The organism is Peptococcaceae bacterium (genome assembly GCA_024655825.1).
In the GTDB taxonomy this organism is placed as follows: Bacteria; Bacillota; Peptococcia; order DRI-13; family PHAD01; genus JANLFJ01.
Genome location: JANLFJ010000057.1, coordinates 1 through 14,294, shown reverse-complemented (window position 1 = coordinate 14,294; position 14,294 = coordinate 1). Strand labels below are relative to the sequence as shown.

The window sequence follows — 14,294 nt, the reverse complement described above, 5'->3', positions numbered from 1 at the left end:
CAGGCTGTGGAACTGGGAATATTATCCTGGAACTGCATAAGTCCTGTTATAAATATGATAGTCAAAAAGCACTTTGTCAATATATTCCCTGGTCTCTTCATAAGGAATCTGTTCTAAATCTTGCTGCCGGCCTGTCCAGGTCTTTTCCGCGAGCCATCTCTTCACCGTTCGTTCCCCGGCGTTGTATGCGGCAAGCGTAAGGATTAAATTGCCGCTAAAGGTCTTATCAAGATATGAAAGATACCAAATGCCCATGGGGATATTGTAAACAGGCTGGTACAGTTTTTCCTCGCTGTAGCCTTCCATCTTCATCTGGCCAGCAATCCAGTTCCCTGTTTCAGGCATGATCTGCATCAATCCCCTTGCTCCGACCCTGGAACTGGCCAGCGGATAGAACCTGCTCTCCGTTCTGATCAGGGCCAGCACCAGGTAAGGATCGACACCATACTCGCCGCTGTATCGTAATACAAGCTCCCGGTGGGGGAAGGGATAAAACAGTTTGAGAAACCAGGCGCTGTTGATCAGCAGGATCAAAACAAGTCCCAAGACAGCCAAAGCCGATATTTTTTTCCACAAGCGATACAACAAAATAAATCCCCCTGCCGTGAACCCGTCTTATTCTATATCTTTATTCCTTTTCCTCCTGTTTTAGACCAGCTCCTGCCAAAGCGAGCGCACCTTCTCAAGAGTACCATCCGCATCGCCGCTGTTGTCAATGACCCGGTCGGCGTACCGCAGTTTCTCGGCAAGGGGCATCTGTGACCTCAGTCGTTTTTCAGCGTCCCGGCGCGTCAGTTTATCCCTCTTCATCAACCTTTCCAGCTGTATCTCCTCCGGCGCCGCCACAACCCACACCTCGTCCACCAGGCCGGTCAGCCCGGCCTCGATTAAAAGCGGGGCGTCCACCACCACGACAGGTGGAGATCCTTTTTTCCTTTTTTTTAACTCGTTGAGCGCATCTTCTACCAACCGGATCACCCGCGGGTGAACGATGCTGTTCAGCTTCTTCCTGGCTTCCTCGGAATTAAACACTATCTCAGCCAGCTTTTTGCGGTCAATGCACCCTTTATGGTCAAGAACATCCTCGCCGAAGAATTCTTTTATTTCCTGCCACGCCGGGGTGTTCGGCGCCACAATTTCCCTGGCCAGCTTGTCGGCGTCAATTATCTCCGCCCCCAGCTCCTTCAGGCACCGCGATATCATGCTTTTACCGGAAGCGATGCCCCCGGTTAAACCCACTACCAGCACATGCTTCTCCCCTTTTTTAAGCCTTGTTGACACACCGTAACTCTTCCGCCTTCTCCGGCCGGTATACGCCATAAATCAGCGCTGGCACTGCGGGCAGAAAACAGTTCCTCGCCCCGCCACCACGCATTTGGCGAGCGTCGCCCCGCACCGCGGGCAGGGTTTACCCGCCCGGTTGTATACCTTTAAGTACTCCTGGAACCCTCCCCTTTCTCCCATTCCATCCACATAGTCCCGGATGGAAGTCCCCCGAAAGCGCAGCCCTTCCTTCAGCCTGTCGCGGACAGCTTCATAAATCCTTTCCAGTTCGGCCGGTTCCAGGTCTTTGATGCTTCTTTTGGGGTTTATGCCGGCTGCAAACAGGATCTCATCGGCATAAATGTTGCCGATCCCGGCAATTCTTCGCTGGTCCAATAAAAACGACTTGATGATACCCTTTCTGTTTCGCAGTATGCCAGAAAACGCCTCCAGCGTGAATCCCTCCTCCAGTGGTTCCGGCCCCAGTTCCGCAAGCCTCCCCACCTGATCCCAGCAGCCTGTGGGCACCAGGTAAACAAACCCGAGCTTGCGGGTGTCCATGAACTTAAGCTGGCCGCCGTCCGACAAATTGAAAACGAGGCGCGTGTTCCGCGCCGGCAAGACTTCCGGCCCTGAAAAAACAAGCTGCCCGGTCATGCGCAGGTGAACAACCAGGGTATATCCACCGGTCAAATGAAACAGCAGGTACTTTCCCCGCCTTTTAACATCCGCTATCATCTGGCCCGCAAGCCTGCGGCAAAATTCCGGAGCAGGCATGTTCTTAATCATGCCGTCATAAAAAACCTCCACCGAATCGATCGTCCTGCCCCTGACCAAGGACAGCAGGCTTTTTCTGGTCGTCTCCACTTCCGGTAATTCCGGCACATCCCTTACTCCTTTCGCCAAAAGCTAAGTCGTGAACGCAGCGGCGTTTCGCGTGGAAAAATCAATCAGAGCCTATGCTCTCCAGGTCATACCAGTTAGACCCCGCCTGCAGGTCAACCTTCAGGGGAACGCTCAACGGGAAAGCATTGGCCATGACCCCCCTTACTTTCTGGGCTATTCTGGCCACATCGCCGGCCGGTACATCAAGTATCAATTCATCATGCACCTGCAGGATCATCGCCGTCTCCTTTTCTTCTTTATCCAGCACCTCCTGAAGCTTGAGCATCGCCAGCTTGATGATATCGGCCGCGCTTCCCTGAACGGGCGTGTTCATGGCCGTTCTCTCCGCAAAACTGCGCAGGGTGAAGTTGCGGCTCAAAATATCGGGAATGTAGCGCCGGCGGTTAAGTATGGTCGTGACGTAGCCCTTTTCCCGCGCTTCCTCCACAACCCTTTCCATGTATCTTTTAACGCCGCGATAGCGTTTAAGATAATTTTCAATGTATTCTTTGGCTTCCGCCCTGGAAATTCCCAGGTCCTGGCTCAGCCCGAAATCGCTGATGCCGTACACGATTCCGAAATTAACGGCTTTGGCCGCCCGCCGCATCCCCCTGGTGACCGCTTCCATCGGTACGCCGAATACCTCGGCAGCCGTGCGGGTATGAATGTCCTGCCCCTTATGAAAGGCTTCCGCCAGCACCTCGTCCCCGGCGATGTGCGCCAGCACTCGCAATTCTATCTGCGAGTAGTCGGCCGAAAGAAGCCTGTTCCCGGGCGAAGGCAAGAAGGCCTTGCGCAGCCGTCGCCCTTCCTCCATCCGGATGGGGATGTTCTGGAGATTCGGTTCGGTGCTGGAAAGCCTGCCCGTTGCGGTCACCGTCTGGTTGAACGATGTGTGAACCTTTCCGGTGACCGGTTCGACCAATGACTCAAGCCCGTCGATATACGTCGTCTTTATCTTGACCAGCTGCCGGTAGTGCAGTATCTTGGCGACGATCTCGTGTTCCGGAGCCAGGGCTTCCAGCACCTCGGCGCTGGTGGAGTAGCCGGTCTTGGTCTTCTTGCCGCGGGCCAGCCCAAGCTTTCCAAAAAGGACCTCGCCCAGCTGCTTGGGGGAATTGATGTTGAATTCCTCCCCGGCGTCAGTGTGTATTTCTCCCGCCAGTCTGGAAATCCTCCCCTCCAATTCCTTTCCCATCTCGCGCAGGATACCCCTGTCCAGCAGCACTCCCCTTTGTTCCATCCCCGCAAGCACACGGCTTAAAGGCAGTTCAACATCCCGGTAAAGTTCCCACATCTTCATTTCGATAAGTTCTTCTTTCAGGCGCGGGCCCAGCAGTTCCAAGGCTTCAAGAAAAAGATAGACTTCCTCGCCCCCGTCCCTTTGGAAAGCGCCCTCCCCAAGGTAGTCACCGCTTAGTGAACCAAGGTCCGTTTGCGCGCGTGAAGGGTTGAGCAGGTAGGCCATCAACATGGTATCGTACTCGACCCCTCTGAGTTCAATGCCCAGCGCCCTGCAGGCGAGCAAGGCCGTCTTGGCGTCATGGACCGTTTTTTTAAGGTCTTCCCGCTCCAGGTGCGGCTTTAGGACTGCCGCCAAGGCTTGCAGTTCTTTTGGCGATTTCCAGGACAAGCGAACGGGAAAAACAGCGCCCGGGGGTTTCCCGCGAGCTTTGAGGCCAAGTTCCGTTATTTCCACAAACGCCGGCCTTTCTTTCTTAGCCCGCAGATAAAGCGAAAAACCTTCCCTATTTTCCGCTAGATACGCTGCCAGTGTTTCGGGTTCTCCTATAACCCTGCCCTCAAGCGCAGGCCGTTCCACCCGCATACCCGCAACATCCGGTGAATTGTTTTTGTTCATCATATTTTCCAGTATGCTCCTGAACTCCAGTTCCCGCAGGATTTCGACAAGCTTGGGGTAGTCGGGCTCGACCCGTTTGCAGTCATCAAGCTTGAATTCGACCGGCACTTCTCTTTCGATTACGGCCAGCTTCCTGCTCAGTCTGGCCTGATCGGCGTAATCCCGCAGCAGTTCGCCTAGTTTTTTACCCTTAAAATCTCCGTGGTGAGCCAGCACATTTTCCATGCTGCCGTATTCCTGGATAAGCTTCAGGGCAGTCTTCTCCCCCACCCCCGGTATACCGGGTATGTTGTCGGAGCTGTCCCCCATCAACCCTTTTAAATCAATCATCTGTTCCGGAAGAAGACCGTACTTTTTTTTCAAGGTTTCTTCATCAAAAGTTTCCAGTTCGGAAATCCCTTTTTTGGTTAAAACCACCTTTGTCCGTGGCGAGACCAACTGCAGGGCGTCCCTGTCCCCAGTGACGATGACCACCTGCAGCCCTTCATCCTCTCCACGGCGGGCCAGCGTTCCGATAATATCGTCAGCCTCGTAGCCTTCGCATTCGAAAACGGCAATCCTCATAGCCCTAAGCAGCTCCTTCAGGACGGGAAACTGCGGCCTGAGTTCGTCAGGCGTAGCTTTTCTTTGTGCCTTGTAGTCACCGTAATCCTGGTGACGAAAAACAATTTTGCCTTTATCAAAAGCAACTGCCACGTATTCCGGCTTTTCCTCTTCCACTATTTTGAAGAGCATATTGCAAAACCCGTAAATGGCGTTTGTGATAAACCCCTTTGAGTTTGAGAGCATGGGAACAGCATAAAAGGCCCTGTGAGCCAGGCTATTACCGTCAATTAACATGAATTTTCCAGACAAAGCGCTCACTCCATTTTCATCAATTATTATTATTATTCTATCCAAATAAAAAATTCGGTGCGCGGGATCGATTTCCCTGCACACCGTTACCCATTTATCCCAAAAACTCAAATCCTCGCTCTTCCCTAGCTGCCATTCCCGGTTCTTTTTCTGCTGTGCAGCCACCAGGCAATCCCAATTACAACAGTTATAAGCACCAGGTAGGGGACGGCTGAACCAATGAAAACCAGCAGGGCCCCGGTACCCAGGATGATGTTGTTGACAGCTTTGATAAAAGCTTCCTTTGTCTTTTTGAAGACATCCTTAAACCCTTCGCCGGAAATCTGCTGGGTCGAAGCCGCCACCTGTTGAATATTGATGCTGATTGTTGAAAACTCTGTCCTGTTGTTTAAGTAGCGCAGCCTTCCCTGCATGGATTCAATCTGGGCGCGCGTGCTGGCCAGTTCGTTCTCCACCGCCAGAACATCGCTTAGCTGGCCGGACTTCGTGAGAATGGCTAGAAGCCTCTCTTCCTTCGTGCGCATGGCTTTCAGCCGGCTTTCGACATCAATGTACTCTTCCGTGACATCCTGGGTATAAATGTTGCGGGACTTGAGCTTCCCCACTCCTTCCATGCCGGAAAGAAAACTATCGAACCGGTCGGCAGGAACCCTGACCTGGAGGTGACCGCTAACAACCCCGCCGGCCCCAGCGGCGCTCACGTTTTCGCTCGTGATATATCCTCCCGAGGTTTCCACCTGCCGTTTGATGGCCTCCACCGCGGCCTGGTAATCATCGACCTGCAAGGAAACATCGGCATTTTTTATTATCTTGCGGGCATATTCTGGGGCCGAAACCGGAGGCGCATCAACCGGCGCCTGGCCGTTGCCCGCCCCGGATTCCGCCTCGGGCATCTCGGCTGCGGACCTTAACTGGAACTGGACTTCGCCTCCTTTGCCCGCCGGCGCCGTCTTCCTGGCCAGCTCTTCCTCCGCTGAAAGCTGATTTGCCGCCTTGCTTTCCGCTTTTCCCAGCGAATCCGCCGTCGGCATTTTGTCGGCCTGCCTGCCCACACCCGGCATGTAGTTTCCGACAAAGGGTATCAAAACCAGCATTAAAGCCAACGCCACGGCTACAGGCAGGAGCTGAACCCTGTTTATCCTTTTCCAACGGACAGGTATAAGAGATTTCAATGAAAACCTCTTGCTCAGCTTATCCAGTACCGCTTCCTCCAGTTGGCGGCGAAGTTCGCGGCGAAAACCGGCTGGCGGTATAACCTCTTCCAAAGAGGAAAGCACTTGAACTGTCTGCCGGAGCTGCTCATACTCATCCCGGCATTCCGGGCAGTCATCAAGGTGAGCTTTAACCAGAGCAGCTTCTTCAGCGGTGAGGGCTTCGTCCAGGTATTCCGACAGGACACTCTTAATATGTTTGCAGTCCATTTCCTTACCCCCATTCCTACCCGTATAGACGCTCGCGACGGTTGTTTTGTTCCCTCTCTGCCAGAAGCTTCTCTTTTAGATAATTCCTGGCTCTGCTGATGCGGGATTTAACCGTGCCGGGGGAGCACTCCAACTGCCTGGCGATCTCTTCATAGGAATAACCGATAATATCTCGTAAGACTAGCGCCAGGCGAAATTCCGGGGAAAGGGTATTAATAAAACCCTGAATCCTTGCCTGGAGTTCCTTCTTTTCATAAATCTCATCAGGGCCGGGATCTGTCGAAGCGAATTGCCTGGTAACTTCGCCATCATCAAGGGTGATTTTTTCGTCAAGCGAATCCGCTGCTATCCGGCAGCGCTTCCGCAGCTCATCACGGCATACATTGGTCGCGATCCGGCAGATCCAAGTCAAAAAAGAAGCTTCACCCCGAAACCCATTAAGGGACTGAAAAGCCCTTAAAAATGTCTCCTGCGCCAAGTCGCTGGCATCCTCGCGGTTTCCCATCAACCGGTATGTTACCGTAAACACCTTTCGCTCATAAAGGCAAACCAGTTCTTCGAAAGCGTCAATATCACCGTGTTTACTCCTGGCCACTAACTCTTCATCCCGCTGCACAGTTAGTCGCCCCCTTTCGCTTATCGTTTGTATTGACGTTAAAAATCTCATAAAGTTCCTATCTAGGACATTTTAACACAACAAAAAAATATTAGGATAGTGTTTTTAAAATTGGGGAAAATAACCATGAGGAAAGGGGGGATCCAGCAATCTTTTAAACTGGGAAGGCTAAAAACAAAGCCAAATTGGTAATACTGACAATGGCGGCGGCGCAAGAAACTAAAAGCTATTAAGTGAACCAAAGTAAAAACAAATTGTAAGGAGGTCCAAAATAATGGACAAAAATAAAACGACTCCCAGGGTAACTCCCAAACCTGACAAGACATACACATCCGACCTGATGAACGAGGAAATAGCCACCGAATATGACATTTCACCCAACAAGGGAGATGTTGTCAGGGGAAGCCAGCGCAACAAGGCAGGCGCCAACAAGACAATAAACGCCGACGAAAGCCTTAAAAACAAGTGATTTATTTCTGAAAAAGCCAAAAGGCATGGATACATCCGCCGCCAAAACAGCACGCACGCAACAGGAGAAGGCCTCATAAGCCTTCTCTTTCATACTTCTTGGCCCGATTTTCCTGTTATTGCGTTTCCTGTTATTGCATTTCCTGTTATTGCGTTGTTGACAGCAAATACTTCGTCTGGTAGAATATCTCTTGCATTCGAAACAGTATTTTGCCGCGGTGGCGGAATTGGCAGACGCAGTAGACTCAAAATCTACCGCCCCTCAAGGGCGTGGGGGTTCAAGTCCCTTCCGCGGCACCACTTGAAATGAAACGTGGGGTATTATACCCACGTTTCAGATTTTCTTGCAGGATTATATCTCCTAGCTCTCACGGTTCTCTATTTCCCCATGGCTCCGGATATAAGGGTATTAGCTTCCTGATCGGATAAATTATAGTGGTAGAACCTGGCATAAAAATCCTTGACCGTACCCACCATGTCATAATTAAAAATATCCGGGTAAAGGAGATTGGCCAGCCACTTCACCCCGATTAAGCGGTTGACGGAAGGCGGCCGGTCGAACCAGTTGAAAGGCCCATGGGGGACCTGATATACGCGATTGCTCTGCACCGCTTTTAAATTTTGCCATTTATTGTCTTTCAGAATTTTTTCATAGGAACCCCCCTGGGCTACATTCCAGCAGAGAATCACGTCGGGATTCCAGGATAGGACCTGTTCCAGGGAAACGGAACTCATCCCCATGCCCCCCGGCCCGCGCTCTGGCGGAATGGCTGCTACGTTAATGCCACCGACAAAGTCTAAAACCTGGGTATGCTGGGAACCAGCGGGATCCGTTTGTAAGCCGGTAGTCCCTTCAGCGTAGTAAACTCGTACCCTCTTATCCGCCGGCAAGACTTTAACCCTAGCGGCAACTTCGTTAATAGTATCCCTGCAGTATGCCGCCAGCTCCCGGCTTCTTTGCTTATCGCCCAGCAGGTCGCCTATAAACTCATAAGCTTGGTCCAGTTTTGTCAGTTCACCGTCAACCATCACAACCGGTATTCTTAACTGCTGCTGGATCTGGTCGGCCTGGGAACGAGCCGTGTCATCCATGTAGCCCATAGAAAGAATAACATCAGGATGTATTTTCAGGATCTCTTCAATGTTGGCTGTGTTCTTGGCATACCACCCCCCTAAGTTGAGTAGCTTTTGATACTCGGGCAGGATATATTTCTTTTCTTCCTCATTATTTAGATCATAGTTCCACCCCGCCAGCTTCTCCGGCACCAGGGTATAGACCAGAATGCTTCCAACGGGGCTGGTAGCAAAGACTTTCTTTATTTCGCCAGGGACGATAACCTGACGGCCGGCCATGTCGGTTATTGTCCGCTCAGTCGCTGTTTGACCGGCCAAAGCTTGGCCAGTTGCTTTCTGTCCACTTTCTTGCGCTCCGCAACCCGCCAGGACGGCAGCCAGGAGAAGTATGGCCAGGAGCGAGATCGCAAAAAGAATGACTCCTTTATGGTTACAAGGTCTAAACAAGTTTATTACCTCCCATTAAGTTCGTTTTTACCTTTATTCGTCAGGAAAAATCCCGAAATTAAGTTGAACGGGGAATCAGCGGCACCCTTAACATGGGCTAAAACATGTAAATACTCATTCGCTTACCTGCTTACCGGGATGCATACCCGGGTCTCATTGCATCCCGGGAGTTCGGCCTGGATAATTCTTACGTCCACGCCATACAAGCTTTTCAGGCTTTCTTCGGTGACCGTCTCCTCCGGCCTGCCCTGGCTATAAATCTGGCCTGTTTTTAACATCATCACCCTGGTGGCATAGAGGAGGGCGTGGTCGGGAAAGTGGGAGGCCATTATGATGGCTAACCCCATCTGCGCCAGCCGTCTGATATGTCCTAGAACAAGAAGCTGGTTTCCAAAGTCCAGGGCCGAGGTGGGCTCATCCATAATGATGAGCCGTGGATCCTGTGCCAGGGCGCGGGCAATGAGGACCAGCTGCCGCTCACCCCCGCTGATCTCCGTATAGACCCGGTCCTCTAGGTGTGAGATATTCAGGGTGGCGATGGCCCGGCGGGCGATAGCCATATCCTCACGACCCGGCGTCTCCATAGGGCTCAGGTGGGCTGTGCGTCCCATGAGTACCACATCCAATACTTTAAAGGGAAAGGGTGGGTTATGGGCCTGGGGAATGTATCCCATCACCCGGGCCAGCCTGGCCCGCGGCCAACGGCTGATGTCCTCCCCGTCCAGGAGGATCTGTCCTCTATGGATCCGTAAAAGCCCCAGAATGGTCTTAAAGAGGGTCGTCTTGCCAGAACCATTGGGTCCCAACAGGCACAAAACCTCACCCTCAGTCACCGCCAGGGAAATCCCCCGGATCAGAGTATGGTGGCCATAGCCGCTGGAGACTTCTTTCAGTTCCAGCTTCATACCCACCCCCTCCGGGCATTCAGGAGAATATAAAGGAAAAAGGGAGCACCGATGATGGAAGTCAAGATGCCCAGAGGGATCTCCACTGAAGTTAGGACCCGGGCCAGGTCATCTACCAGCATCAGGTAGGCGCTGCCAATGAGCATGGCGGCCGGTAATAACTCCCGGTAGTTGGGGCCGACGAACATCCGCGCCAAGTGGGGGATAATCAACCCAACCCAACCGATCATGCCGCTGATGGCTACGGAGGCTGCTGTTATCAGTGTGGAACAGAAGATAACGATTAACCGCAAACGTCCGGTATCCAGACCCAAAGAGCAGGCTTCCTCCTCGCCCAGAGATAGAACATTAAGGCGCCAGCGGAGCAGGTAAAGTGGCAGCATACCTATAAGAATGGGTACCATGGCCGTCCAAACATCTCGGGGGGCAATGGCCGCCAGGCTACCCATAAGCCAGAAGGTGATGGCAGGAAGTTTATCGTATGGGTCGGCTATATACTTAAGCAAAGCGGTGCCGGAAGAAAACAGGGTCCCCATGAGAATGCCGGCCAGGACCAGGATGAGGACCTGGTCGTGACGGATACGGCTGCTCAACATGCAGGTCAGCCCCACAGCCAAAAGGCCGAAAAGAAAGGAACTGATCTGGATACCGACCAAACCCATAGATAAATGGATGGCCAAGGCGGCGCCGAAGCTGGCCCCTGCCGAAGCCCCCAGGATGTCCGGTGAGACCAGGGGATTCTTAAACATCCCCTGATAGGCAGCACCGGCGGTAGCCAGGGCCGCCCCTACCAGCATGGCAGCCAGCATCCGCGGCAGCCGGACGTGGAAGACCACCGTCTCCAGGGTGGACGGCCAAGTTGGCGCGATGGGAAATACCTTCGCCACCAGGATAGTCAGCAGCTGGCCTGAGGAGATTGGGTAGCGGCCCAGCGGAAAGGAAAAAAGGAATACCAGCAGCGGCAAGGCCGGCAAAATGATTTTTCTCCAGCAGTATCCTCTTGCCAGTTGTATATCAGACGAAGCTTTTCTGGCCATCGCCAACCGTACTAAACCTCCTCTCCATTGTTACCCGAACGGCAGGTTCCCGGATCTGCCTGTTCCCCGCAGCCAGACTGCCCCTCTCCCCGCCTCATCCGGACCATACAGCCACCGCACTTGAATATCTCCATGCAGCCGCCTTCCTGAACCACACGCCGTATCGTCTCCGGCTTCACAACCACCGTCCCCGCCAGGGTATCGATACCATAATGGAACAATGCGGGAGTCATAGGGGTGCTTGGACCTACCAAGATCACCCGCGCCCGGCGGCTGAGCTCCAGGAGCCGTGGGAGGGTTTTATTGATCAGGGTGGTAGCGGTGATAAAGACATAGTCCTGCTCCGGGAGAATATACTCACAGGCAGGGTCGGGTAAATCGCCGTTGCTAGGACGACGTTCTAAGATTGTGAGTTTACAGCTCCGCGCCAGGTGCTCCAGGTCGGGAAAATGGCCGATGACAGTTACCTTCTTACCACGCACCTGTTCCTGAAAGCAGGTAAAGGCATTCACTCGGGGCTGGCTGCTTAAAGGTCGGCCGCAGATTCTTTCTATTTGTTCTGGCGTGTTTATAACCGAATTTATAGCCGCCAGGCCCAGGGCAGCCTCGTAATTGTTCCAGAACTTAATGTATCCCGCGAGTTCCTGCACGGGCATACCCTTTATTTCCCCGGCCAGCTTGATGCGAGGATGACCCTCCAGGGGCGTCATCGCCAGTCCGGTGGCCCGGGAACGAACCAGGATCCAATTAAGACCGACGATGCAATCTTCTACCTCCAGATCCGGTGGCACCGCTGCGATTAATTCATCATATATCTCCCACATAATCCTGCCTCCTTGGCTCTGCCGTCTTGTAGTAGACCCCCCCGGCGCATGCCCGGCACAGGAACTGGCCATCCATGGCCACATCACGACCGTCATGAACTTTCTCACCACAGCGGCTGCAGGTCACTGAACGTCGGGGCTTGCCCGGCAGGTCTTCCGGTGGAATGGCAATCCGCACTGGTTCTACTTTAAAGATTTCGTCATCTGGGATGTCCTGCCAGAAAACGCGGGGGTCTACCCCTTCCGGAGGCCGTTGGGATCCTACAGCTGCCACCCGTACTGCCTGGCCGCTGGCAAGGTCCACAAAGGTGGCAGCCATTTTACCGTAGTCCACCAGTTTTAAGCGCCGACGGCCCGGGGTACAACCGGTAACTACGCCCACGGCATCGGTAGCGCAACGGTCCATCTCCACATAGACAATGAGGTCTCTATAATGCAAGGGATCGTCAATCCCCAGCTCGCGCAAACCTAGGCGGGCCATCCTCACCCCCAACACCATGCCTGAACACAGGTGGCCGTGATAGGTTACGGCAGCCTGGATATCCTCTTCCAAAGTATGCATAAAATCCATCCTTTCAATATGATACATTTCTTCAAACCCATTTCAACCTTTAAGGCGTGCATAACGGCCAGGTATTAACAAACTAAAGCCCCACCTGCAGGAGGGTGGGGCTAATAAAAGGCATAATTAGCCATTGATCAGTCACCTCCTTATACACGAACCTGGGAAGGCATACCCGTTTCCCGGTATACCCCGTGGGCCTCGCAGCCCAGGCCGGTCACCATAGATCGCTCCTTAGGTTAATCCGGCTCGGAAGTATCAATATTTCAAGTTTGTCCCACAAAAAAGGCCGGCTGTTCAACACCTCCTTTTCATAAAACTATTGCTCTTTAATGAATATGACAGCTATTACGCTGCTAAACAGCGCGATGGCGGCAAGAAAGTAAAAGCTCATTTCATAAACTCCGGTCGAAGTTTTCAGATATCCGCTCAAATACGGCCCGAAAAGGGAAGCCGCCCCAATTGAAGTGCTGATAAGTCCAAAATTGGCGCCAAAGTGCTTTTGCCCAAAAAACCCGGCCATGGCAGATGAAAGTTGCGGAGTGACGCCGCCATAAGCAATACCGGCTAAAACTGCGGAAACAAACAAGCCTTTAAACCCCCACTTCCCCAGTGATGTGGCCAGGAGGAACAAGGCCAGCATCATGGTCAAGGCATCCATAATGAAACAGGTCTTTCTTCCCAGCCTGTCGGAAAAATAACCGAACATAATTCTGCCAGCCCCGTTGGAAACGGACAATACTCCCATGGCTAAAACCGCCAAATTTTCCTCAATACCTTTCTCGGCAGCAAACGGTACAATATGCCCTATAGCCGTCAGCCCGCCGGAAATATTCGCAATTGCCCACAGCCAAATTGACCAAAAAAGGGGTTGTCTCAGCACTTGCGGCCAGTCATAATCCTTGCCGGTCTGAAATGAAACTGGTTTCTCCGCCGAACCAGCAGAAGGTCGCCCAGGCTCCGGGGGATTCCGCAAAAACTGACCTAGGAGGATAATAACCAGGAGATTGATCAGTCCTAAGATCTTGAAGGCGTTTCTCCAACCCATGAGCTGGATAATCATGCTGGCACCTGACCCCAGCACCATTCCTCCCAAACCGAAACCCATCATCAACAGCCCTGAGACCAATCCCCGCCTGTCCGGAAACCATCTCACCGCGGTTGCTAACACGCAATTGTATACGACACCGGACGATACCCCGCCGACAATGCTATATGACAAGTATAAATGCAACGGAACCCGGGTAAAGGAAGCCAGGACAAAACCCAGGCAAACAAGAACTCCTCCGGTGAGTGTCACCAACCTTGGCCCCTTTTTGTCCACCAGGGCGCCCCCAAGCATCAACCCCGCCGAAAAAAAGATCATGGACAGGCTGAAGGTCAGGGACGTCTGGTCCCTTTCCCAGCCGAATTCCTTTTCCAAAGGCAACACGAACACCGACCAGGCATAGATCAGACCCAGCACAAGCATTATTATGAATCCCGCCAGCACATATCCCCATCTCTTTTTTATACCCATAAACCAGCCTCACTTTATACCTGCTATACATATTATACAAACACTTTATCTTGAGTTTTACAGTCGGGTCATTTCGCTATCCTTTTCTTTACAATCCTGTAGCGGTTGTATAAAACCTGCAACGCGGTGATTAGCGACCTCTTGGTCTGGGTATGGACCGTCTTTTCGATTTGTTTAATTATGGACCCAAAATCCGTGTCTAAAGATTTGCCTACCATTATTTCAGATAAAAACTCATTGTGGATTTCGCAGTAGATTGGCACAATGCAATTAAGGATTTTGCCGGTGTCCATGTCCACTGTCATGAGTATTGACAAGTATTTATAATGCTCATACACGTCGGTCCCTGCCGGCATTTGAGCCTGCCCTGCAAAAAAATGCTTGTTCAATACCTGATCCCCCACAAATGAAATTGCCTTTTTGGGAACTCAAAATCAATTGATATAGAGTCACCCCCCTCTTTATCGCGGTGGGATGACTCTTTTTTAAGGCCGGCTCCGGTAAAACTCAAACATAAACCTTGGCCTCTTCCTTGCCTTTCAGGACCCGCAACACGC

Annotated in this window: 14 protein-coding genes, 1 tRNA gene and 1 riboswitch; of the genes, 2 read left to right on the top strand and 13 right to left on the bottom strand. The window is 52.4% G+C overall.

The window, feature by feature from the left end:
• Window positions 1-21: 21 nt before the first annotated feature.
• From NUV48_14650 to NUV48_14625, 6 genes are all read right to left on the bottom strand, one after another.
• A complete protein-coding gene (locus NUV48_14650) occupies window positions 22-588 on the bottom strand; it encodes a lytic transglycosylase domain-containing protein (protein MCR4443370.1) in 567 nt (188 codons plus the stop codon).
• A gap of 60 nt (window positions 589-648) precedes the next feature.
• A complete protein-coding gene (coaE, locus tag NUV48_14645) occupies window positions 649-1,281 on the bottom strand; it encodes a dephospho-CoA kinase (protein ID MCR4443369.1) in 633 nt (210 codons plus the stop codon).
• A 42-nt stretch (window positions 1,282-1,323) separates the two neighbouring features.
• Window positions 1,324-2,148 (bottom strand): bifunctional DNA-formamidopyrimidine glycosylase/DNA-(apurinic or apyrimidinic site) lyase, encoded by an 825-nt coding sequence (mutM, locus tag NUV48_14640; GenBank protein MCR4443368.1) that lies wholly within the window; start codon window positions 2,146-2,148, stop codon window positions 1,324-1,326.
• A gap of 61 nt (window positions 2,149-2,209) precedes the next feature.
• Window positions 2,210-4,849, bottom strand: a complete 2,640-nt coding sequence (gene polA, locus NUV48_14635; protein MCR4443367.1) for a DNA polymerase I — start codon at window positions 4,847-4,849, stop codon at window positions 2,210-2,212.
• Window positions 4,850-4,989: 140 nt separating this feature from the next.
• On the bottom strand, window positions 4,990-6,285 hold the full coding sequence (locus NUV48_14630; protein ID MCR4443366.1) for a DUF4349 domain-containing protein: 1,296 nt from the start codon (window positions 6,283-6,285) through the stop codon (window positions 4,990-4,992).
• Window positions 6,286-6,301: 16 nt separating this feature from the next.
• Entirely contained in the window at window positions 6,302-6,901 is a 600-nt protein-coding gene (locus NUV48_14625; protein MCR4443365.1) for a sigma-70 family RNA polymerase sigma factor, read from the bottom strand.
• Between the two features lie 274 nt (window positions 6,902-7,175).
• Between NUV48_14625 and NUV48_14620 the strand changes: the two genes are divergently transcribed.
• Together NUV48_14620 and NUV48_14615 are read left to right on the top strand one after the other, a co-directional pair.
• Window positions 7,176-7,370, top strand: coding sequence for a hypothetical protein (locus tag NUV48_14620; protein MCR4443364.1), 195 nt, complete (start codon window positions 7,176-7,178; stop codon window positions 7,368-7,370).
• A gap of 211 nt (window positions 7,371-7,581) precedes the next feature.
• Window positions 7,582-7,669 (top strand) — tRNA-Leu (locus NUV48_14615).
• Between the two features lie 78 nt (window positions 7,670-7,747).
• Here NUV48_14615 and NUV48_14610 read toward each other — a convergent pair.
• From NUV48_14610 to NUV48_14580, 7 genes are all read right to left on the bottom strand, one after another.
• A complete protein-coding gene (locus NUV48_14610) occupies window positions 7,748-8,890 on the bottom strand; it encodes an ABC transporter substrate-binding protein (protein ID MCR4443363.1) in 1,143 nt (380 codons plus the stop codon).
• A gap of 122 nt (window positions 8,891-9,012) precedes the next feature.
• Complete coding sequence (locus NUV48_14605; GenBank protein ID MCR4443362.1) at window positions 9,013-9,795, bottom strand: ABC transporter ATP-binding protein; 783 nt, start codon at window positions 9,793-9,795, stop codon at window positions 9,013-9,015.
• Window positions 9,792-10,832 carry an iron ABC transporter permease gene (locus NUV48_14600; GenBank protein ID MCR4443361.1) on the bottom strand — a complete coding sequence of 347 codons (1,041 nt, stop codon included), beginning with the start codon at window positions 10,830-10,832 and terminating at the stop codon, window positions 9,792-9,794. Before NUV48_14600 ends, NUV48_14605 begins: the two co-directional genes overlap by 4 nt.
• An 11-nt stretch (window positions 10,833-10,843) precedes the next feature.
• Window positions 10,844-11,656 (bottom strand): DUF364 domain-containing protein, encoded by an 813-nt coding sequence (locus NUV48_14595; protein MCR4443360.1) that lies wholly within the window; start codon window positions 11,654-11,656, stop codon window positions 10,844-10,846.
• Window positions 11,640-12,218 carry an FmdE family protein gene (locus NUV48_14590; protein ID MCR4443359.1) on the bottom strand — a complete coding sequence of 193 codons (579 nt, stop codon included), beginning with the start codon at window positions 12,216-12,218 and terminating at the stop codon, window positions 11,640-11,642. Before NUV48_14590 ends, NUV48_14595 begins: the two co-directional genes overlap by 17 nt.
• Before the next feature lie 129 nt (window positions 12,219-12,347).
• Window positions 12,348-12,485, bottom strand: a riboswitch (molybdenum cofactor riboswitch).
• Between the two features lie 52 nt (window positions 12,486-12,537).
• The gene (locus NUV48_14585) at window positions 12,538-13,737 is read right to left on the bottom strand and encodes an OFA family MFS transporter (protein MCR4443358.1); all 1,200 of its coding nucleotides are present in this window, start codon (window positions 13,735-13,737) and stop codon (window positions 12,538-12,540) included.
• A gap of 68 nt (window positions 13,738-13,805) precedes the next feature.
• The gene (locus tag NUV48_14580) at window positions 13,806-14,126 is read right to left on the bottom strand and encodes a DUF3870 domain-containing protein (GenBank protein ID MCR4443357.1); all 321 of its coding nucleotides are present in this window, start codon (window positions 14,124-14,126) and stop codon (window positions 13,806-13,808) included.
• Between the last annotated feature and the right edge of the window lie 168 nt (window positions 14,127-14,294).

Coding starts and splice junctions, on each gene's coding strand:
- polA (MCR4443367.1), bottom strand. CDS start 4,849: ATGTTAATTGACGGTAATAGCCTGGCTCACAGGGCCTTTTATGCTGTT.
- NUV48_14630 (MCR4443366.1), bottom strand. CDS start 6,285: ATGGACTGCAAACATATTAAGAGTGTCCTGTCGGAATACCTGGACGAA.
- NUV48_14620 (MCR4443364.1), top strand. CDS start 7,176: ATGGACAAAAATAAAACGACTCCCAGGGTAACTCCCAAACCTGACAAG.
- NUV48_14605 (MCR4443362.1), bottom strand. CDS start 9,795: ATGAAGCTGGAACTGAAAGAAGTCTCCAGCGGCTATGGCCACCATACT.
- NUV48_14600 (MCR4443361.1), bottom strand. CDS start 10,832: ATGGCCAGAAAAGCTTCGTCTGATATACAACTGGCAAGAGGATACTGC.
- NUV48_14595 (MCR4443360.1), bottom strand. CDS start 11,656: ATGTGGGAGATATATGATGAATTAATCGCAGCGGTGCCACCGGATCTG.
- NUV48_14590 (MCR4443359.1), bottom strand. CDS start 12,218: ATGCATACTTTGGAAGAGGATATCCAGGCTGCCGTAACCTATCACGGC.
- NUV48_14585 (MCR4443358.1), bottom strand. CDS start 13,737: ATGGGTATAAAAAAGAGATGGGGATATGTGCTGGCGGGATTCATAATA.